This window comes from Streptococcus sp. 2106 (assembly GCF_013277315.1).
Classification (GTDB): Bacteria; Bacillota; Bacilli; order Lactobacillales; family Streptococcaceae; genus Streptococcus; species Streptococcus pseudopneumoniae.
Map to the genome: position 1 here is coordinate 1 of NZ_VMMS01000075.1, position 18,104 is coordinate 18,104.

30 protein-coding genes and 1 pseudogene are annotated in these 18,104 nt (G+C 41.2%); all 31 read left to right on the forward strand.

Translation table 11 applies throughout. The features are described 5' to 3' along the window. Positions 1 to 91: 91 nt before the first annotated feature. Complete coding sequence (locus HT723_RS08430; protein WP_172928372.1) at positions 92 to 409, forward strand: hypothetical protein; 318 nt, start codon at positions 92 to 94, stop codon at positions 407 to 409. Between the two features lies 1 nt (position 410). Beyond that, on the forward strand, positions 411 to 887 hold the full coding sequence (locus HT723_RS08435) for a DUF1642 domain-containing protein (RefSeq protein WP_172935026.1): 477 nt from the start codon (positions 411 to 413) through the stop codon (positions 885 to 887). 94 nt (positions 888 to 981) lie between these two features. Then, positions 982 to 1,152 (forward strand): annotated as a pseudogene (locus HT723_RS08440) (DNA cytosine methyltransferase); the annotation flags it as partial. A 101-nt stretch (positions 1,153 to 1,253) separates the two neighbouring features. Next, positions 1,254 to 1,445: a hypothetical protein gene (locus HT723_RS08445; protein ID WP_224380857.1), complete on the forward strand. Its 192-nt coding sequence runs from the start codon at positions 1,254 to 1,256 to the stop codon at positions 1,443 to 1,445. A gap of 99 nt (positions 1,446 to 1,544) precedes the next feature. After that, complete coding sequence (locus HT723_RS08450) at positions 1,545 to 1,952, forward strand: YopX family protein (protein ID WP_172935027.1); 408 nt, start codon at positions 1,545 to 1,547, stop codon at positions 1,950 to 1,952. Then, positions 1,952 to 2,185: a DUF3310 domain-containing protein gene (locus tag HT723_RS08455; protein WP_172935028.1), complete on the forward strand. Its 234-nt coding sequence runs from the start codon at positions 1,952 to 1,954 to the stop codon at positions 2,183 to 2,185. Before HT723_RS08450 ends, HT723_RS08455 begins: the two co-directional genes overlap by 1 nt. Continuing rightward, on the forward strand, positions 2,178 to 2,354 hold the full coding sequence (locus HT723_RS08460; protein ID WP_000005959.1) for a hypothetical protein: 177 nt from the start codon (positions 2,178 to 2,180) through the stop codon (positions 2,352 to 2,354). Before HT723_RS08455 ends, HT723_RS08460 begins: the two co-directional genes overlap by 8 nt. Next, positions 2,347 to 2,577: a helix-turn-helix transcriptional regulator gene (locus tag HT723_RS08465; protein WP_172925916.1), complete on the forward strand. Its 231-nt coding sequence runs from the start codon at positions 2,347 to 2,349 to the stop codon at positions 2,575 to 2,577. Before HT723_RS08460 ends, HT723_RS08465 begins: the two co-directional genes overlap by 8 nt. Positions 2,578 to 2,649: 72 nt before the next feature. Then, positions 2,650 to 3,078 (forward strand): ArpU family phage packaging/lysis transcriptional regulator, encoded by a 429-nt coding sequence (locus HT723_RS08470; protein ID WP_001165369.1) that lies wholly within the window; start codon positions 2,650 to 2,652, stop codon positions 3,076 to 3,078. A gap of 289 nt (positions 3,079 to 3,367) precedes the next feature. Then, positions 3,368 to 3,934: a site-specific integrase gene (locus tag HT723_RS08475; protein WP_000754954.1), complete on the forward strand. Its 567-nt coding sequence runs from the start codon at positions 3,368 to 3,370 to the stop codon at positions 3,932 to 3,934. A 233-nt stretch (positions 3,935 to 4,167) separates the two neighbouring features. Next, a complete protein-coding gene (locus tag HT723_RS08480; RefSeq protein WP_001095652.1) occupies positions 4,168 to 4,512 on the forward strand; it encodes an HNH endonuclease signature motif containing protein in 345 nt (114 codons plus the stop codon). 137 nt (positions 4,513 to 4,649) lie between these two features. Then, a complete protein-coding gene (locus HT723_RS08485) occupies positions 4,650 to 5,954 on the forward strand; it encodes a hypothetical protein (protein ID WP_119942450.1) in 1,305 nt (434 codons plus the stop codon). Beyond that, a complete protein-coding gene (locus tag HT723_RS08490; protein WP_119942448.1) occupies positions 5,908 to 7,122 on the forward strand; it encodes a polymorphic toxin type 50 domain-containing protein in 1,215 nt (404 codons plus the stop codon). The genes HT723_RS08485 and HT723_RS08490 overlap by 47 nt, the downstream gene beginning before the upstream one ends. Beyond that, the gene (locus HT723_RS08495; RefSeq protein ID WP_172925915.1) at positions 7,122 to 7,337 is read left to right on the forward strand and encodes a hypothetical protein; all 216 of its coding nucleotides are present in this window, start codon (positions 7,122 to 7,124) and stop codon (positions 7,335 to 7,337) included. Before HT723_RS08490 ends, HT723_RS08495 begins: the two co-directional genes overlap by 1 nt. Continuing rightward, on the forward strand, positions 7,324 to 7,551 hold the full coding sequence (locus HT723_RS08500; protein WP_119942444.1) for a hypothetical protein: 228 nt from the start codon (positions 7,324 to 7,326) through the stop codon (positions 7,549 to 7,551). Before HT723_RS08495 ends, HT723_RS08500 begins: the two co-directional genes overlap by 14 nt. Before the next feature lie 93 nt (positions 7,552 to 7,644). Continuing rightward, positions 7,645 to 7,809, forward strand: coding sequence for a hypothetical protein (locus HT723_RS08505; RefSeq protein ID WP_172925914.1), 165 nt, complete (start codon positions 7,645 to 7,647; stop codon positions 7,807 to 7,809). 49 nt (positions 7,810 to 7,858) lie between these two features. Next, positions 7,859 to 8,089 (forward strand): hypothetical protein, encoded by a 231-nt coding sequence (locus HT723_RS08510; RefSeq protein ID WP_050254363.1) that lies wholly within the window; start codon positions 7,859 to 7,861, stop codon positions 8,087 to 8,089. 50 nt (positions 8,090 to 8,139) lie between these two features. After that, positions 8,140 to 9,552 (forward strand): terminase, encoded by a 1,413-nt coding sequence (locus HT723_RS08515; protein WP_138700364.1) that lies wholly within the window; start codon positions 8,140 to 8,142, stop codon positions 9,550 to 9,552. 82 nt (positions 9,553 to 9,634) lie between these two features. Continuing rightward, complete coding sequence (locus HT723_RS08520; RefSeq protein WP_138704944.1) at positions 9,635 to 10,099, forward strand: DUF4355 domain-containing protein; 465 nt, start codon at positions 9,635 to 9,637, stop codon at positions 10,097 to 10,099. Between the two features lie 5 nt (positions 10,100 to 10,104). Further along, positions 10,105 to 11,004, forward strand: a complete 900-nt coding sequence (locus HT723_RS08525) for a phage major capsid protein (protein ID WP_172935029.1) — start codon at positions 10,105 to 10,107, stop codon at positions 11,002 to 11,004. A gap of 5 nt (positions 11,005 to 11,009) precedes the next feature. Further along, entirely contained in the window at positions 11,010 to 11,222 is a 213-nt protein-coding gene (locus HT723_RS08530) for a HeH/LEM domain-containing protein (RefSeq protein WP_138704946.1), read from the forward strand. A gap of 3 nt (positions 11,223 to 11,225) precedes the next feature. Beyond that, positions 11,226 to 11,666 carry a phage Gp19/Gp15/Gp42 family protein gene (locus HT723_RS08535; protein WP_138704947.1) on the forward strand — a complete coding sequence of 147 codons (441 nt, stop codon included), beginning with the start codon at positions 11,226 to 11,228 and terminating at the stop codon, positions 11,664 to 11,666. Next, positions 11,611 to 11,949, forward strand: a complete 339-nt coding sequence (locus HT723_RS08540) for a hypothetical protein (RefSeq protein WP_000221695.1) — start codon at positions 11,611 to 11,613, stop codon at positions 11,947 to 11,949. The genes HT723_RS08535 and HT723_RS08540 overlap by 56 nt, the downstream gene beginning before the upstream one ends. Next, positions 11,942 to 12,178, forward strand: coding sequence for a hypothetical protein (locus HT723_RS08545; RefSeq protein ID WP_001281959.1), 237 nt, complete (start codon positions 11,942 to 11,944; stop codon positions 12,176 to 12,178). The genes HT723_RS08540 and HT723_RS08545 overlap by 8 nt, the downstream gene beginning before the upstream one ends. Beyond that, positions 12,175 to 12,510, forward strand: coding sequence for a hypothetical protein (locus tag HT723_RS08550; RefSeq protein ID WP_000571659.1), 336 nt, complete (start codon positions 12,175 to 12,177; stop codon positions 12,508 to 12,510). The genes HT723_RS08545 and HT723_RS08550 overlap by 4 nt, the downstream gene beginning before the upstream one ends. 81 nt (positions 12,511 to 12,591) lie before the next feature. Further along, positions 12,592 to 13,149 carry a phage tail protein gene (locus tag HT723_RS08555; protein WP_119942454.1) on the forward strand — a complete coding sequence of 186 codons (558 nt, stop codon included), beginning with the start codon at positions 12,592 to 12,594 and terminating at the stop codon, positions 13,147 to 13,149. Positions 13,150 to 13,154: 5 nt separating this feature from the next. After that, positions 13,155 to 13,430, forward strand: coding sequence for a hypothetical protein (locus HT723_RS08560; protein ID WP_050365284.1), 276 nt, complete (start codon positions 13,155 to 13,157; stop codon positions 13,428 to 13,430). A gap of 11 nt (positions 13,431 to 13,441) precedes the next feature. Then, positions 13,442 to 13,828, forward strand: a complete 387-nt coding sequence (locus HT723_RS08565; protein WP_119942435.1) for a DUF5361 domain-containing protein — start codon at positions 13,442 to 13,444, stop codon at positions 13,826 to 13,828. After that, complete coding sequence (locus tag HT723_RS08570) at positions 13,828 to 16,239, forward strand: PblA (protein ID WP_172935030.1); 2,412 nt, start codon at positions 13,828 to 13,830, stop codon at positions 16,237 to 16,239. Before HT723_RS08565 ends, HT723_RS08570 begins: the two co-directional genes overlap by 1 nt. Next, a complete protein-coding gene (locus HT723_RS08575) occupies positions 16,239 to 16,937 on the forward strand; it encodes a phage tail protein (protein ID WP_172935031.1) in 699 nt (232 codons plus the stop codon). The genes HT723_RS08570 and HT723_RS08575 overlap by 1 nt, the downstream gene beginning before the upstream one ends. Further along, a partial coding sequence (locus HT723_RS08580) for a phage tail spike protein (RefSeq protein WP_172935032.1) occupies positions 16,934 to 18,104 on the forward strand: 1,171 nt, incomplete at its 3' end. The genes HT723_RS08575 and HT723_RS08580, both read left to right, overlap by 4 nt.

The following is an 18,104-nucleotide window of genomic DNA, read 5'->3' on the forward strand; positions in this document are numbered from 1 at the left end:
CAAGAAAGGGAAGTTGACCCAATCGTTGAAGAAACCAAACCTTGGTCGTGGTTGCATGAATTGGTAGAAAAATATAATGAGGAGTTGGAAGATGATGGAAGATTTAAAGAAAAAAGTTAATGCAGTATACAACTGGACGGTAGAAGACGGGAAGCCGCAACCTCCCAAGCAAGATTTACCACAAGCGGTGAAAGACCGGGCGGACTATTTTTGGGAAATGGCAGAAGATGGTATGACGTTTATGGGAGCGATGGAATGCATCTTTGCTGATGAAAAGCCTACAGACTATGAATTGGGAGCTACTAAGGGTTGGTTGCCAAAATCTAAGGAGTTTGATGATTGGATTGGCTATTCGCCAAGCATGGCTCAGGTAGTTATTGCAGTTTATTTGATTTATGGAGGAAACTAAGATGAATATTAAGGCATTGATTAAGAAGTACGAAGCGGTTGAATGTGTTGTAGGTATTGTTAGCGGAAAAACTATTCTAAAAACCGTTCTAAGAGACTTGAAACAACTAGGCGAACCGCAACCAGTCAAAGTACCGCAGTTTGTGGCGGATTTTATCGCAGAACAGAAAAAACTGGGTCATACACTGTCCTACTCAATAGACGCAAGCATGTCTGACATAGTTGCAGAATGGTATTGGGATAATTCCGAACTCTTCGCACTAGCTTGGCTTAACGGCTACGAGGTCGAGGAAGAGAAGCGGTATATTGTTAGTCTGAATAATGGGCAACCTTTGACTAAAACGCAATCAGGGAAGGTTCTTTATTTTAACCAAAATATAATTACTGGAAATTATAAATTCACCCGCAAAGAACTTGAAGAAGCTGGTTTCGGCTGGGTGTTCGATTGCCCAGGGATTGAGATTGAGGAGGTTGAGTAAATGGAAAATTTAATGTTTTGGGGAATGTTTATAGCTTGCTTACTAATTTCGGCTATGACATTTTATATTATGTACTCTCAAGCGATGGTCAATTGGCTTTCGAATCAGAAAGCTAACACCTCGTGAGTGCTGGAGATTGCAAGGATTCCCAGATTGGGCTTTTGACAAAGCGCAAGAGGTCAACTCTAACAGTCAATTATATAAACAAGCAGGAAATAGCGTGACAGTTAATGTCATAGCAGCAATAGCAAAGGAGTTATCATGAACACAATAGAGAAAGTCAAACAATGGTTTATTGACCGTGATTTAGAAAACGGTAGGGTCGTTGGATTGATGGTGCTTTCGTCAAAGAGGAGGATTTATAAAATGAAAAGACTAGGAATCATTATTGGGGCGGTATTTGTAATCGTTGTATCGCCATTTGTAGTTCAGTATGGATGGAATGAGATTATCACAACAATTGTTCCAGTTGGTAAAATTACAGTCTGGCAAGCATTAGGGATGGATGCACTACTATCTTTCATCTGGCCTGTGTTATCTAGCAAAAAAAGAATCTGAAGAGGATTATTCGCATGCGGTAAAGAGCAGTATTTCAAAAATCATTACATGTGCATTTTTGATATGGTTAGCTAGTTTGTTTATTTAAGGAGTGTTAGCATGATACCAAAATTTAGAGGGTTATCCATTGACGAAAAAAGCAAAGGAGAATGGCAATACGGACATTTAATTGAAGATAGAGGAAGAGCATTTATTATCAACGAAGTGGTAGAAGCCAATGAACAATACATTACTATAGGTTCTTGGTGTCCTGTAAATCCAGCAACATTAGGACAATCAACAGGACTCAGAGACAAGAACGGCAAGGAGGTATTCATCGGTGACATCGTTAAATGTACAAGAGGATGTCTCCATGAAGTATATTTAGAAAAAGAATACGGTGGCACATTCATAGGCGGAATGCCTTCCATATATCTAAAGGGATTGCTAAGTGGGTATGCGTGGACTGAAGACGAGGAAATCATCGGCAACATCTACGAAAACCCAGAGCTTTTGGAGGATAAATAATGAACCCAGAAATAATTGACAATATAAATAAACCAAGCCACTACCAAGGTCGGTATGGTATGGAATCCATCGATGCTTTAAGGAACTTCATGACAGACGAACAGTTGAAAGGTTTTTTTATGGGGAACAGTTTGAAGTACATACTACGACACCAAAAGAAAAACGGCCTTGAAGACCTGAAGAAAGCACGCAAGAACCTTGATTGGCTGATTGAGGAGATGGAACATGAGTGAATACGCGTTATATCAAGGCGACGTGTTCATAACATTGGGAACTCTTGCGGAAATCAGTAAAGAAACAGGTATTGCTGAAAGGATGTTAAAGTATTACACTTTTGCATCCACGCAAAGAAGAAATCCAAATGGTAGAGCTGTCGTAAAGATCGAGGTGGATGATGAATGATAAATTAAATCCAAGACAAGCAAGTAGGTTTGCTTTCTTGCTAAAGCAAAAACGTAAGGAAAGGAAGTTGTCACAAGAAAAGTTAGCAGCTAAACTAGGCTATAGTCGCTACCTAATTGCTCAATGGGAGAAGGAGGAAAGTGTACCGAATATTTATAATGTAGAAGATATCTGTACTTACTTTGCTTTTCCTGCTGATATTATTCTCGGGAGTAGGGCATGAAAAAAAGCCAGCACACGGCTGACCTTCATGGTATGGTTTCGCATAACTATTATATCATGAGGAGGAGTTCGTGTGCAAATAGAGTTATTGGATATCATCGATGAAAAGAAAACCAGAAAGGAAGCTATCAAAGTCCTTAAAAAATACAGTCGTCTGAGACGGATAGCTGGAGAAGAATACGCCCCCAAAATAACAATATCCTACTCACTTGAACCAAGGTCATCAAGTGGCCAGACAAGTAAGCAGGTAGAAAGTATGGTTGTGCGTAGAGTGTCTGCTCAGCAGGATTTAGAACTAATCGCTAAAGCAATCAACAATCTTTCCGATATGGAATACACACGTATCCTAATCGAACGATATTGCAGGAAGAAAAGGAGGGAAGACTACAGCATCTACTCAGAACTAGGCTACTCATCTAGTGAGTATTATCGGATATTAAACAAAGCTCTACTAGAGTTCGCGGAGTCCTATCAAGCAAGCAACCTTTTGGTTTACAAGTGATTTCTGGGAAAATCTTGGGAAAAATCTGGGAAAATCTTGGGAGAATTGGAACGAAAAAAGGTGCTAAAATAGTATTATCCAATGATTGGGTAACGAACAGTCATGAGGACTCCTAAAAATACAGAGGTTTCGGCCTCTTAGACAGTAAGGACAGGTTAGCAGGTTGTTTGGCTCTCCTTGAAACTTTTATCAAGCGTGCGTTTTACTGCTAGACCAGTTGGTTCAATTCCAGCTACTGTCATATTCAATGCCACGACCAGTGGCTTTTTATGTAGGAAAGGAGAGGTACATGAAGAAAGTAGAACCAATTCGTGATTTAGACGATATAGAACGAATCAAAGATTACTTGAAAAACAAAAGTGATAGAAACTATGTTTTATTCATGTTTGGAATCTACTCTGGTTTAAGAGTGAGCGACATAGTACCTCTTCAAGTCAAGCAAGTAATTGCTGATAGGATTGAACTAAAAGAGAAGAAGACTGGTAAGATAAGGTATTTTCCAATCAGCCCCCCTCTCAGAAAAGAAATCAATCGATACATTAAAGATAATCAGTTAGCAGAGTACGACTATCTCTTTCCAAGTAAAAAGAAAAAGAGAACAGATGGTGTTCGTATCACACACATTGGAAGAGTAGCAGTCTATCAAATACTTCAAGATGCAGCTAAATATGTAGGTTTGAATCATATAGGAACTCATTCGATGAGGAAGACATTTGGATATCATCATTACAAAAAGAATAGTAATGTAGCTATCCTACAAAAGATATTCAATCATTCCACACCAGACATCACACTAGGATATATCGGTTATAGTCAAGACGAACTTGACCAGAGTATACTATCATTTGATTACTAAATAGCCTATCTATTTTACATAATGAGAAAATGTAAATTAGTTTTTAGAAAAATATGGTAGAAGCCTTGATACTCTTGACTTTGAAGTTGTTTAATTTTATTTAACAGAATATAAGATATGTTAAATACAAGAGGGGGTGGGTGCACTAAAAACACCCCTACTTTGAAAGATACCGAGGGGTACATTTGAGAATACCAACCCCCTCCATTAAAAAGAAAGGACTCCCTCCCTAGATGAATACCAACCCCCTCCGAGCGGACCGTAGTGGACCCCATAGAGTAGCCTTTGAGAAGAATAAGAAGATTATCTTAAAGACAAGAAACACTTGTGGGATATGTGGCCAGCCTGTAGACAAAGACCTGAGATATCCTCATCCATTAAGTCCAGTCATTGATCACATCGTTCCAGTAAATAAGAACGGACATCCATCTGACATTGCTAACTTGCAGTTGGCGCATTGGCAATGCAATAGACAGAAGTCTGACAAGCTATATGCTGATGAGAAGACAAACGGAACAAAGGTCATTGGTAATAGGAACTTACCACAAAGTACAGATTGGTTTAAGTATAAGGGTTAAAAAAATAAACGTGATTAAAAAAAAGGACGAGTGTTCCTGCCAAGGTGGGGGGATGACCCCCTCCCCCTCGGTGCTTCAGGGCTTCACACCGTCACTGTACATTTTTTCTCGCGGGAAATGAAAGGTAGTTGTATAAAATGACATTGAAAGGCATGGGCTATCTCAGGAAGAAGCTAGCCAATTACAAAATGGGTGTAGATACTAGATACAAACAGTATGCTATGCAACACAATGAGGTAGATGTTGGTATTACGATACCACCTCAAATCAGGCAACAATATCGGGCAGTCTTAGGTTGGGCTGCTAAGGGTGTTGACAGTCTTGCAGATCGTTTGGTCTTTCGTGAGTTTGCCAATGATGAGTTTGGAGCGAATGAAATCTTTGCTCAGAACAATCCAGATGTATTCTTTGATAGCGCGATCCTTTCAGCTTTGATTGGGTCGTGTTGTTTTGTCTACATCTCGCAAGGAGACGATGATGACGCTCCTCGGTTGCAGGTTATTGAGGCAAGCAACGCGACTGGTGTTCTGGATCCTATCACTGGCTTGCTGACAGAGGGCTATGCCGTTTTGAAACGGGATGACAATGGTTATGCCGTGCTTGAGGCTTACTTCACTAGTGATGTGACTTGGTTCTATCCGAAAGATGGTAAGCCGTTTGCAATCGGAAATCCAACTGGGGTTCCTTTGCTGGTGCCAGTCATTCATAGACCTGATGCTGTCCGTCCGTTTGGTCGGTCACGAATTACTAGAGCTGGGATGTACTATCAGAGATATGCTAAACGAACGCTTGAGCGGTCGGATGTGACTGCTGAGTTCTATTCATTCCCTCAGAAGTATGTGTTGGGATTGAGTCAAGATGCTGAGGCGATTGATACTTGGAAAGCGACTGTGTCCAGCTTGCTGACCTTTACCAAAGATGATGAAGGGGATAAGCCGAATGTAGGACAATTCACCACATCCAGCATGTCTCCTTTTACTGAGCAGTTACGGACTGCAGCAGCTGGATTCGCTGGGGAGATGGGTTTGACCTTGGATGACCTTGGGTTTGTTTCAGATAATCCATCATCTGTTGAAGCTATCAAGGCTAGTCATGAGAACTTGCGGTTAGCTGGTCGAAAGGCTCAGCGCTCTCTAGGCTCTGGTTTGCTAAATGTGGCTTATGTGGCAACTTGTTTACGAGATGAGTTTCCTTATTTGAGAAAGCAGTTCAATAAAACGGTTGTGAAGTGGGAACCTTTGTTTGAGGCAGACGCTAACATGCTGACCTTGATTGGTGATGGTGTTATCAAACTGAATCAAGCGGTGCCTGGTTATATGGATGCTGAAACCATCCGTGACTTGACTGGAATTAAGGGGTCAGACAAGCCTGCTCCAGTAGTGAAGGAGGGTGCAGATGGTGGAGGATATCGTTCCGAGCCTGCTCAAGAAAATCAAGTCTGAGTTTGAAGGTGCTAGGCTAGACAGCGAGGTTTTGAAAGACTTACTGTCTAAACTGCATCATAGCAAGGCAAGTTATTTGGATGCTAATCAATATGCTATTGAAATTGGGGAGATACTTTCTAAGGCTCTGGGAGCTTCTCTAACGAACGAAACGCTACCAGACGGTAAAATGTATTACAATATCGCTCAACGTGTGCTGACGGACGTTCTGGGGCGAAATCATGAGCTTGTGAGTGATTATACTGAGCAAATTCAGAAGAATTTGAACTCTGAGGCTAAAATCGGGTTAACTGCTCAGGTTCCTGAACTTAATCAAGACCGAATTGATGGTCTGGTTAATCGTTTAGCAAGTGAGGAAAGTTTTGATGATGTAAAATGGTTGCTTGATGATCCGATTGTAAATTTTAGTCAGAGCATTGTGGATGATAGCATTCGAAAAAATGCGGAGTTCCATCATAAAGTGGGATTGCATCCGACTATTGAGCGTAATTCAACTGGGCATTGCTGTGATTGGTGTCAATCGCTAGTTGGTAAATATCTTTACGGCACAGAGCCATCAGGATTTTATAGAAGACATCAACGTTGTAGATGTACAATAGATTACCATCCTAAGAATGGTAAACAACAAAATGCATGGTCTAAGAAAATAATCAAGGAAGCAAGCAATGAAAAAGAGCGTCGTAAACAACAACTCATTGATATCAAAGATAACTTTGCAGCGGACGACAAGAGAGAGTACAGAAGTATTGTTAAGGTATTAGGTCGCAAAAATGCTCCTAAATCAGTAGCTAAATTTAGAGAATTAAAGTATAATGATGTTAAAGAATATGAGCAACTGAAAGATAAAGTATTTATTTACCAGAAAATCCAAACGGGGGAATGGGGTAAAAAAATAAACCCTGAAAAGCAGTTGCCGCATATGGAATCAACACATAAAGCAGGGAAATCTTATATCTATGATTCAGTTGATGTTCAGGAATTGTTTAATAAACATCACGGAACTGGTCGTATTGAGCTTGACAGACACGGAAGAAGAACGAACAAAGAGATAATAGAGTTAGGTTACCCAATCGGAATCAATGGTTCAGATGGCTCAGAAGTGACATCTATTAAAATCCATCATTCTGAAAAGAGAACTCACATTGTACCTAAGAAAGGAGATCAGTAATGAATTTAGAACAATATTTAGGAAAAGATATTCGAGTTACTTTTGTTGATGGTCAAATTCTTGAAGGTCATTGTAATACTTTTACTGGAAAACAAGATACAGAAGATGAACTCTATGATGAAATTACGATAAGGACCGATAAACATCCATATGTTGGATTCAATGAATCCGAAATCAAGTCAATAGAATTAAGGAAGAATAATGTTAAAATTTAATTTGATTGAAGTTGTGAATGGTTTTTACCGTTACGAGGTCTTTCCTGAAGGTGATGTAAGTAGAAGGGAGATATTTGAATTTAATCCTTCTACCCGTGAGGTAAAGCGAAATGATCCCCCAAGATATGGTTTTGATTATGTGTCAAAATGCATCATAAATCTAAAAAATGCAGACGGCAGCTTGAAAGAATCAGGGCAAGTTGCTTGGTATTAAGCAGAAAGGAGACCTATAATTCTTAAACTTATTAAAATTTTCAATTCAAAAAGTAAGGGTTATTGGTATATTCCTGAAAACCGTGACCCAGGTATGATTGAGATTGATGAGCGCACTGGTGAAGTTACAGTTGCCATCGAGTCGAATTATGATAAAGAACTAGGTTATCCTTACTATGCGAACAAGGCTCGTGGAGCAGTGAAGCAGATGTGGGATAAAGGAGAATTACCAAGTGAGAAATCTTTCGCTTGGTATTAAGCACCTAGAGAAATCTAAGTGCTTTTCTTATGCTTAGAAAGGAGTAACAATGGGAAACGTGATTGATTTTTCAGAGAAAAAGTCTAGTCTGGAGCGTGGTGCTTCTGTGAAAGAAATTTTGGAGGAAAATCTTGAGGCTAGTCATGACTATACTTCGGTATTGGTAGTTTCTTTGGATAAAGATGGTGAGATAAATCTTGGTTATAGTTGGGATAGTAGTTTGCAGGCATTGGGAATGCTAGATGTTGCTAAAAACTATATTTTGAACGTAATCAATTAAATCATCCCAGCGATAGGGTTATCATGCGGTACGATTGAAAGGAGCAGTGGATGGCTAGAAAGAAACTTGGCAATCAGAATCCTACTCAATCGGTAATTTTAAAGTACGTCAAGAAAAATTCTAAGGCGAAAGAAGCGGTAGAAATCTACGAGCGGACGGGTCTTTCTTGCTACGCTTGGCAAGTCAATCTGTTGACCTCTATCATGGCGGTTGATAAGAATGGTTTGTGGGTGCATCAAAAATTTGGCTACTCTATTCCTCGTCGTAATGGGAAATCCGAACTCTTGTACCTTTTTGAACTTTGGGGCCTGCATAATGGACTAAACATCCTACACACGGCTCATAGAATATCCACCTCTCATTCCTCTTTTGAAAAGGTGAAACGTTACCTTGAAAAAATGGGGTATGTGGACGGTGAACACTTTAGCTCTATACGAGCCAAGGGACAAGAGAGGATTGAACTGTTTGACGGTGGTGGGATTGTACAATTCCGTACCAGAACATCCAATGGTGGTTTGGGGGAAGGTTTTGACCTTCTCGTTATCGATGAGGCTCAGGAATATACGACTGAGCAGGAATCAGCCTTAAAATATACGGTAACGGATAGTAGCAATCCGATTACAATCATGTGTGGGACACCTCCTACACCTGTTTCAAATGGGACGGTATTCACAAACTACCGTAAGACTTGCCTATTTGGGAGAGGAAAATACTCAGGTTGGGCAGAATGGTCGGTCTCTGAAGAAAAAGAGATTGATGATGTCGAAGCCTGGTATAATTCCAATCCCTCTATGGGTTGCCATTTGAATGAGCGGAAGATAGAAGCTGAGCTTGGTGATGATAAGCTAGACCATAATGTTCAGCGTTTGGGTTATTGGCCTGAATACAACCAGAAATCTGCTATTTCGGAAACGGAATGGAATGAGTTGTGTGTGGACTCTATGCCTGATTTGTCAGGTAAGTTGTTTGTCGGAGTCAAATATGGTCAAGATGGCGCAAACGTGGCATTAAGTATTGCTGTTCGTACAGTAGATGAGCGGATTTTTGTTGAGACGATTGACTGTCAGTCTGTCCGTAACGGGAATGACTGGATCTTGGATTTTGTCAAGCGTGCCGATGTGGCTACTATCGTAGTCGATGGGGCAAGTGGTCAGAAAATCCTTGATGAAGAGTTGAAGAAGGAACGCATGAAGAGCGTGATATTGCCCACGGTTAAGGAAATCATCGTGGCTAACTCTATGTGGGAACAAGGGATTTATCAAAAGACCTTGTGTCATGCTGGTCAACCGTCTTTGAAGAAAATCACAACCAACTGCGAGAAGCGGAACATCGGTTCAAACGGTGGGTTTGGCTATCGCTCGCATTTTGCGGATATGGATATTTCTTTGATGGATAGCGCCTTGCTTGCGCATTGGGCTTGTGTGACAACTAAGCCTAAGAAAAAGCAAAAAATCAGTTATTAAGAAGAGCGGTTGAGAGACTGCTTTTTTTGATGCCTAAAAAATTACCGAACTGCCGGGAAAGCAGGAGAAAGGAGACATGAAGATGTCTGAATTTAAAACGATTGAAACACAAGAAGAACTCGATAACATCGTGAAGGAACGTATCAGACGTGAGCGTGAAAAATTCGGTGATTATGATGATTTAAAAAAACGTGTTTCTGAACTAGAGTCTGAAAATGGCGCTTTGAAAGCTACTGTTGAGGAAACAAAACAGACAATCGCCGAATCAGACGCTCAAATCACTGAATTGCAGGGGCAAGTGAGCAATTATGAAACTGCTAGCTTGCGGACTCGTATCGCTTTACAAAATGGCTTGCCTTATGACTTAGCTGACCGTCTTCAAGGTGCTGACGAAGAGGCATTAAAGGCTGATGCTGAGCGTCTAGCTGGCTTTATGCGTCCAGCAACACCTCAAGCACCGCTAAGAGATACTGAGCCCCCTATCGGTGATGACAAAACTGTGCAAATGAAGCAGATGCTTCGTGAATTACAACCAAAAGGAGAATAGAATTTATGGCAGATAATGCAATGAAAGCTGGAACACTTTTTAAACCAGAACTAGTAACAGAATTGATTAACAAGGTACAGGGGAAATCTGTACTGGCTAAATTGTCGGCACAAACCCCAATTCCATTTAATGGGGTGGAGCAATTCATCTTCAACCTTGAAGGTAATGCGCAAATCGTTGGTGAGGGTGAGCAAAAACTTGGAAATAAAGCGAAGTTGACTTCGAAAATTATCAAACCGCTTAAATTTGTTTACCAAGCTCGCATTACAGATGAGTTCAAGTATGCTTCAGAAGAAAAGCAAATGAATTTCTTGTCAGCTTATATGGACGGTTTTGCTAAGAAGATTGCGGAAGCCTTTGACCTTGCTGCTCTTCATGGGCTTGAACCAAAAACAATGACGGACGCTTCTTTCCGTGCAACCAACTCATTTGATGGTGTGATTAGCGGAAGTGTCGTGACGTATGATGAAGCAAAAATTGATGAAAACCTTGAAGATGCAGTACAACAGGTTATTGCCCGTGGTTGCGAGGTAACAGGTATTGCCTTGTCACCAATAGCAGGTCAAGCATTAGGTAAATTAAAAGACGCTGATAAACGCCCTGTTTATCCTGAGTTCCGTTTTGGTCAAAATCCAGATTCGTTCTACGGCATGAAATCAGATATCAACAAGAACCTTACTGTAACTGGTGATAGTGCCGAGACAGACCATGCTATTGTAGGGGATTTCCAAAACCGCTTCAAATGGGGTTATGCTGAAAATATCCCAATGGAAATCATCGAATACGGAGATCCAGACGGTGCAGGTCGTGACCTTAAAGCCTATAATGAAATCTGTTTGCGTGCGGAAGCCTTTATTGGCTGGGGTATCCTTGATGAAGATGCCTTCGCTCGTGTGAAAGCGTAAGTTTTATGGCTTTATACCGTGATACGAAAACGGGCGTGATTATCTCCGCTGAGAGTGTTCTTGGCGGAGATTGGGTGCCTGTGGAAAAGCAAGTGATTGAGGAAGAACATCTGACTGTCGTTGAGTTAAAATCTAGTTTAGATGAGCTGGGTATTCACTATGAAAAGAATGCCAAGAAGTCAGAGCTACTCAGCCTTTATAAGAGTCATAAAGGGTAATTTATGGGAAATTTTGCAAAGATTGAAGACTTGGAATTGTTATGGCGCTCGTTGAAATTTGATGAGCGTGCAAGGGCTGAGGCTTTGTTGGAAGTTGTATCTAATTCTTTGCGAGTGGAAGCTGAAAAAGTCGGTAAAGACCTTGACGACATGGTAGCTGAGAGCGTGTCATTTGCTAGTGTTGCCAAGTCTGTCACGGTCGATATCGTGGCACGAACCCTCATGACCTCAACAGACCATGAACCAATGACTCAGGTTGCTGAAAGTGCCTTAGGTTATTCGTTTAGTGGTTCTTACCTTGTTCCTGGAGGCGGTCTCTTTATTAAAGACACCGAACTCAAAAGGCTTGGTTTGAAGAAAAAACAACGATATGGAGCGATTGAAATTTATGACCTACCTAAAAGGAATCCCTGTCATTTTAGTGGACAAGGTAGAAATTGGTAACGACGATTTCGGTCATCCAATTCATCGTGATGTTGAGATTGAGGTTCAAAATGTATTGGTTGCCCCAACTTCATCAGAGGACGTCATCAATCAAATGAACTTGACTGGGAAAAAGGCGGAATATACACTTGGTATTCCTAAAGGGGATACTAACAAGTGGGAAAACCGTGAGGTCAAGTTTTTTGGTCGTAAATGGCGGACGATTGGCATCCCTCAAGAGGGGATTGAGTCAATGATTCCATTATCTTGGAATAGAAAGGTTATGGTTGAAGTTTATGAGTGATATGAAATTTCAATTGAACTCGGCTGGCGTGTCTGCCTTGCTACGTTCTTCCGAAATGCAGGGCATTTTGAGGGAGAAAGGGCAAGGGATTGCTGAAAGAGCTGGTGAGGGGTTTGAATTGACTGTATCGCCAGGGCAAAAGCGTGCCAATGCAAAGATTAGTACGACTGATATCAAGAGCATGGCTAGAAATAAAAAACATAATATTTTACTGAAGGCTATGAGATGATCGAATTAGTTATAAAGAAATTTTTGGACGGACAGTTAGATGTTCCGTCTTTTTTTGAACATAAACCGAATATGCCTGAGAGTTATGTCATTTTAGAAAAGACTGGAAGTGGTGGAAGTGACTACGTTCATTCCGCCACATTTGCTTTTCAAAGTTATGCACCATCACTTCAAAAGGCTGCTGAGCTGAATGAGAAAGTCAAGAAAGTAGTTGAGGATCTCATCACGGTCAACGAAGTCAGCGGTGTGCATCACAATAGTGACTACAACTTTACAGACACGGAAACGAAGCAATATCGCTATCAAGCGGTATATGACATCAATTATTTTTAAAAAGGAGGTGTAGTTTTGGCGCCAGAATTAGAAGAGACAGAAGTAAGAACACCAAATGCAGAATCAACAGGAGGAAAGAATATGACGACTGCATCAGCATCAAATGTAACGGCTGCTAAGCCGAAAATCGGAGGGGCGGTTTCTACTGCTCCAGCTGGAACAGATCTTCCAACGAATGCAAAAACAACCTTGAACCCAGCATTTAAAACGCTTGGGTATATTTCAGAAGATGGATTGACCAATGAGAACTCACCAGAGTCAGAAGAAGTCAAGGCTTGGGGAGGACAAACAGTCTTGTCTTCTCAAACTAAAAAGAAAGATACCTTTAAATACAAATTGATTGAGGGTCTTAACATTGAAGTCTTGAAAGAAGTCTATGGACCAGATAACGTTTCAGGAACCCTTGAAACAGGTATCACTGTAACAGCCAATGGTAAGGAGTTGCCAGAACATAGATTGGTTATTGATACTTTGCTGAAAAATGGCTGTGTGAAACGTGTTGTCATTCCTCGTGGTAAGGTTAGCCAAATTGGCGAAATTAACTATAAAGACGGCGAACCTATCGGCTATGATTTGACAATCACTGCATTGCCAGACAACAGTGAGAACACTCACTACGAATACATTCAAGGAGCGTAAAATAAATGAGTAAAACATTCAAAGGGGAAACGAAGTTAGGTTTTAAATTCGAAATTTCTGAGCGTCGTTTAAACAACTATGAATTGTTGGAATTGATTGGTGAAGTTGACGAAGGACAAGGTCAAGTCTTTCCTAAAGTTGTAAAACTTTTATTCGGAGATGAGCAAGCCAAGGCTTTTAAAGACCACCTAAGAGAAGAAGATGGTATTGTGCCAAATGATAAAATGGCAGATGAAATCAAGAGTGTTTTTGAATCAGTTAACGGCTTAAAAAAATCCTAGTCCTTGCTCAGATGATGAATTTGGACGAAGATGCCCTTATCTGTGATTTAGCAGAAACCTATCAAATATACGACTATAAACAGCTACCTTTAAATGAGGTGGCTGTTTTTGCGTATGGTTTACGTGATGATTCACGGATAAAGCAGATCATGTCTGACCAAATTGTCTCTCTCGAAATTACTTTACTCGCAAATATCGTAGACAGACTTTCGATTTCTTTGTGGTTGCAAACAAAAGATGGGCAAAAGGGCGTTAATCGTCCTGCATCAATTGCTGAATTGCTTACAAAAAATCACAAAGAAGAGAGTGACGAAAGGGATTATCTCGTCTTTGAATCTGGTGAGGACTTTGAAAACTATCGCAAGGCTTTACTTGCGAAAACAGGAGGTGATGAATAGTGGCGACCGAATTAGGAAAAGCCTATGTACAAATCATTCCGTCTGCTAAAGGTATTAGTGGCATGATTCAAAAGGAAATGGGTGGTGAAGTCGCCTCAGCTGGCGTTAGCGCAGGCGAATCCCTCGGATCCAAAATGATGGGGGCTGTTTCAGGAGTTATTGCTGCTGCTGGAATTGGTAAGGCCATTGGAGCATCGATAAATGAAGGGGCAGCACTTCAACAATCGCTTGGTGGTGTCGAAACCTTATTTAAAGATTCAGCTGATAAGGTCAAAGGCTTTGCAAACGAGGCCTACAAAACAACAGGTCTATCGGCCAATGCCTATATGGAAAATGTTACAGGTTTCTCAGCCAGCTTACTACAATCTCTTGGTGGAGATACAGATAAAGCAGCAGAAACAGCTAACATGGCCATGATTGATATGTCGGATAATGCCAATAAGATGGGGACATCTATGGAAAGCATTCAGCTGGCTTATCAAGGTTTTGCCAAGCAAAACTACACCATGCTCGACAACTTAAAACTCGGTTACGGTGGTACGAAACAAGAAATGCAACGGCTTTTGTCCGACGCAGAAAAACTGACAGGCGTTAAGTATGACATGAATAACTTGTCAGATGTTTATAGCGCCATCCACGCTATCCAAGAGAATTTGGACATCACTGGTACAACAGCGCGAGAGGCAGCAACAACTTTCACTGGATCATTTGAATCTATGAAAGCAGCTGCTCAGAACGTTCTTGGAAAGTTGTCTTTGGGTGAAGATATTCAACCTGCACTACAAGCTTTGATGGAAACGACATCCACATTTCTTTTCGGAAACTTGATTCCGATGATCGGAAATATTTTGAAGCAAATTCCTAACCTTATTTTAGGAGGAATCAAGGGTGTTTTCAGTGGGATCTTTGGAGAAGGTCTAGGAAGTATCATGGGTGGTATCGTTACCGCTCTTGGTTCTGCATTTTTAGCTTTTAAAGCATTTTCGGCAGTCACGGGATTGCTATCTGGAATACCTGCTATCTTAACGACAATTAAAACAGCAGTCACGGGTCTTTTTACTGCAATGAGTGCCAATCCAATCGGAATTGCAATCGCAGCGATTGCTGCATTGACTGCAGGTTTGGTTTATTTCTTTACTCAAACCGAGATGGGAAGGCAAATCTGGCAAGGATTCATGGATTGGTTCTCTGGGGTGTGGCAGTCTGTCGCACCAGTCTTGACCGAAGTTTGGAATGGTATTGTTGAAACAGCTACGACCGTCTGGAACAATATGATGGCTGTTGTTGCTCCAATTATCCAAGCAGTTGTTGACTTTATTAGGTCTGTTTGGGACGGCATTTCCCTATGGTGGACTGAAAATCAAGGTTTGATTCAACAAACGTTCACAACGGTTTGGAACGCCATCCAGACAGTTATTCAGACGGTTATGCCGATTATTCAGTCCATTATTGAAACCGCAATGAATATCCTTGCTCCTTTCATTGAAACGACGTGGAACAATATCTGCACTGTAGTGACAACGGTTTGGGAATTGATTAAGATTGCTATTCAGACGGCTATGGATGTTATTAGTGGCATCATAAAAGCTGTGATGCAAGTTATTAATGGTGACTGGAGCGGTGCTTGGGAAACTATAAAAGGTGTCGGTGAGGCCATCTGGAAAGGGTTGTCTGCTGCAGGTAAGGCTATCTTTGATGGTTTCGCTCAGATATTATCTAACATCTGGAGCACGATCAAATCTGTCGCAAGCAGTGCTTGGGAAGGTTTGAAATCAACCGTCTTAGGTCTGATTGATGGACTTGTCCAAGGAGCTAAAAATGCTTGGGAAAGCATGAAACAAGGTGTTCGTGATCTTGTTGATAAGGTTACAAGCATATTCGATGGAATCAAAAACATTGACCTTTGGGAGGCTGGTAAGGCTATCCTTGATGGATTTTTAAATGGTTTGAAATCTGCTTGGAGTGCAGTAACTGACTTTGTTGGTGGTATTGCTAGCTGGATTCGTGACCACAAAGGTCCGATTGAGTATGACCGCAAGCTCTTGATTCCTGCTGGTAATGCGATTATGCAAGGTTTGAATAGAGGGTTGCAAGACCGTTTCAAAGATGTTAAGAAATCGGTCAGCGGAATGGCTGGCGAAATCTCAAACGCATTTTCAAACGATGATTTTGGCTTGAGTGGAACACCGACTATTGCCAAAAATATTGAAGCAAGTTTGGCCATGCCAAGTGCTCAAATTGAGGCAAAAGACAGTCAAACCGTGTCTGAGATAGCGATTCTGAGAGCAAGTATGGAGAAGATCCTTACTGCTATCCTTGAAAAACCATCAGATACTTACCTAGACGCTGATAAAATTTCAATGAGCGTCTACCAACGCCAAGGCGCGATTTATGCTAGGGAGGGAATTTAATGGAATACATGATTATCAATGGTTTCAATACTTCAACCATTCCTAAATGTGTTGTGACAGATTTTGGCGAGGTAGAGGCTGCTAAACCTAAAGTTTCAGAAACAGCTACCCTATTTGGGGTTAACGGGAATTACCGTGTCTTGGACGGTGCTTATGAGAGTTATGAACGAACATTTGCATTTTACCTTCCAAGGACGGTAGACTCGTCTAAAATCGTTGAGAGATTCCAACCAAATGATAATACGCTAGAGTTTAGCTACCAGCTAGGCTCTTTATTTTATGCTGATTTCATCAGTGCAAAATACAAACCTCAAGGAATGCACGGCTGGAAACTAGAAATCAAGCTGAGTATGCAACCATTCCGCTATCAAAAAAGTGTCGCTCCTTTGGTCTTTACCGCAAGCGGTAATATCAACAATCCAGGCTCTGTCTATAGTGAGCCTGTGATTGAGATTGAGGGGGACGGAGATATTTCTTTGACTATCGGACGGACAACCATGCACTTGACTATTAGACGAAAAGTGACCATTGATTGTAGGCATAAGAAGCAGAATATCTACAACGCAGATGGTGCGGTTCAAAATACGCTACGAAAACGTGGAGGCTTCTTTGAGTTGGCAGTTGGTAGTAACGGTCTGGTCTTTACTGGTGCGGTTCGTAAGGTCACAGTTCGGCCGAATTGGAGGTATATTTTATGATTTATCTTACAGAGGGAAATAGGCCTTTAAACGAGTCCTACAATGATGAAATTGTCCATTTGGGGAATAATACCTATCAACTGACCTTTCGTTTTCCTACATCGGATCCCAAGTGGGAATTGCTGAAAGAGGAAACTTTTCTGACTGCAGATGACCTGCATGGTGAGCAGGATTTTTATATTTTTGAGGTTGAAAAGCAACAAGGATATATTCAAGTCTATGCCAATCAGGTTATCAGTTTGTTAAATAATTACATCGTTAGCTCTATCGAGGTTGACCGTGTCAGTGGTACAAGGGTGTTGAGTGCTTTTGCTGGTAGTATTACCAGAGCCAATCCTTTTTCTTTCTTTTCTGATATTGATGATAGGCATACGCTCAACATCAAGGACAAGAATGCTATGGAGGTCTTGGCCAAAGACAAGCATTCTATCCTTGGTCAGTGGGGCGGAGATATGGTGCGAAATGGCTACAACTTACGCTTGCTGAAGAATGGCGGTTCTGAAAATGAATCGCTTTTTATGTACAAGAAAAACTTGTCCAGCTACCAGCATAAGACCTCAACGAAGTCTTTAAAAACTCGGATAACCTTTAAAACGACTGTTAAGGGCGAGGGAGAAAATGCGGTTGACCATGATTATATGGTGGTGATTGACAGCCCCTTACTTGGGAACTATAGCCAAATCTACGAAGATGTGGTGGAAGTCAATGACCAAGATGTGACAGATGAGGCTAGCTTGATTGAATACGGTAAGCAGTATTTTCGGACGAGTATGTGCGACATGCTAGAAGATAGTCTTGAAATCTCGGTTGTCGGCCAGAGCGATGTAGCGGTTCGGATGTTCGATGTGGTCAGTATCTACCATGAGTGGTACGGTCTTGATGTTCGTAAGAAAATCACCAAATATACCTATTCGCCAATGGCAAAACGCCTAAAATCAATAGGTTTTGGGACCTTCCAGTCCAGTCTTGCAAATGCGATCGGTGGGATTGTAAATGATGCCGTTTTGAATGAAAGCCGAAATCTGCATCAGATTTTTGAAGAACGTTTGAAAAAGGAAATCGCCAACGCTGACCGTGCTTTTGACGCTGAATTTGACAAGCGTGAGAAAGCTATCACGGATGCCATCGAACTTGCCAAGGCTAAGGCGGAAGAAGTCAAGCAAGAAG

Coding starts and splice junctions, on each gene's coding strand:
- HT723_RS08430 (WP_172928372.1), top strand. CDS start 92: ATGATGGAAGATTTAAAGAAAAAAGTTAATGCAGTATACAACTGGACG.
- HT723_RS08435 (WP_172935026.1), top strand. CDS start 411: ATGAATATTAAGGCATTGATTAAGAAGTACGAAGCGGTTGAATGTGTT.
- HT723_RS08445 (WP_224380857.1), top strand. CDS start 1,254: ATGAAAAGACTAGGAATCATTATTGGGGCGGTATTTGTAATCGTTGTA.
- HT723_RS08450 (WP_172935027.1), top strand. CDS start 1,545: ATGATACCAAAATTTAGAGGGTTATCCATTGACGAAAAAAGCAAAGGA.
- HT723_RS08455 (WP_172935028.1), top strand. CDS start 1,952: ATGAACCCAGAAATAATTGACAATATAAATAAACCAAGCCACTACCAA.
- HT723_RS08460 (WP_000005959.1), top strand. CDS start 2,178: ATGAGTGAATACGCGTTATATCAAGGCGACGTGTTCATAACATTGGGA.
- HT723_RS08465 (WP_172925916.1), top strand. CDS start 2,347: ATGAATGATAAATTAAATCCAAGACAAGCAAGTAGGTTTGCTTTCTTG.
- HT723_RS08475 (WP_000754954.1), top strand. CDS start 3,368: ATGAAGAAAGTAGAACCAATTCGTGATTTAGACGATATAGAACGAATC.
- HT723_RS08480 (WP_001095652.1), top strand. CDS start 4,168: ATGAATACCAACCCCCTCCGAGCGGACCGTAGTGGACCCCATAGAGTA.
- HT723_RS08485 (WP_119942450.1), top strand. CDS start 4,650: ATGACATTGAAAGGCATGGGCTATCTCAGGAAGAAGCTAGCCAATTAC.
- HT723_RS08490 (WP_119942448.1), top strand. CDS start 5,908: ATGGTGGAGGATATCGTTCCGAGCCTGCTCAAGAAAATCAAGTCTGAG.
- HT723_RS08495 (WP_172925915.1), top strand. CDS start 7,122: ATGAATTTAGAACAATATTTAGGAAAAGATATTCGAGTTACTTTTGTT.
- HT723_RS08500 (WP_119942444.1), top strand. CDS start 7,324: ATGTTAAAATTTAATTTGATTGAAGTTGTGAATGGTTTTTACCGTTAC.
- HT723_RS08505 (WP_172925914.1), top strand. CDS start 7,645: ATGATTGAGATTGATGAGCGCACTGGTGAAGTTACAGTTGCCATCGAG.
- HT723_RS08510 (WP_050254363.1), top strand. CDS start 7,859: ATGGGAAACGTGATTGATTTTTCAGAGAAAAAGTCTAGTCTGGAGCGT.
- HT723_RS08515 (WP_138700364.1), top strand. CDS start 8,140: ATGGCTAGAAAGAAACTTGGCAATCAGAATCCTACTCAATCGGTAATT.
- HT723_RS08520 (WP_138704944.1), top strand. CDS start 9,635: ATGTCTGAATTTAAAACGATTGAAACACAAGAAGAACTCGATAACATC.
- HT723_RS08525 (WP_172935029.1), top strand. CDS start 10,105: ATGGCAGATAATGCAATGAAAGCTGGAACACTTTTTAAACCAGAACTA.
- HT723_RS08530 (WP_138704946.1), top strand. CDS start 11,010: ATGGCTTTATACCGTGATACGAAAACGGGCGTGATTATCTCCGCTGAG.
- HT723_RS08535 (WP_138704947.1), top strand. CDS start 11,226: ATGGGAAATTTTGCAAAGATTGAAGACTTGGAATTGTTATGGCGCTCG.
- HT723_RS08540 (WP_000221695.1), top strand. CDS start 11,611: ATGACCTACCTAAAAGGAATCCCTGTCATTTTAGTGGACAAGGTAGAA.
- HT723_RS08545 (WP_001281959.1), top strand. CDS start 11,942: ATGAGTGATATGAAATTTCAATTGAACTCGGCTGGCGTGTCTGCCTTG.
- HT723_RS08550 (WP_000571659.1), top strand. CDS start 12,175: ATGATCGAATTAGTTATAAAGAAATTTTTGGACGGACAGTTAGATGTT.
- HT723_RS08555 (WP_119942454.1), top strand. CDS start 12,592: ATGACGACTGCATCAGCATCAAATGTAACGGCTGCTAAGCCGAAAATC.
- HT723_RS08560 (WP_050365284.1), top strand. CDS start 13,155: ATGAGTAAAACATTCAAAGGGGAAACGAAGTTAGGTTTTAAATTCGAA.
- HT723_RS08565 (WP_119942435.1), top strand. CDS start 13,442: ATGATGAATTTGGACGAAGATGCCCTTATCTGTGATTTAGCAGAAACC.
- HT723_RS08575 (WP_172935031.1), top strand. CDS start 16,239: ATGGAATACATGATTATCAATGGTTTCAATACTTCAACCATTCCTAAA.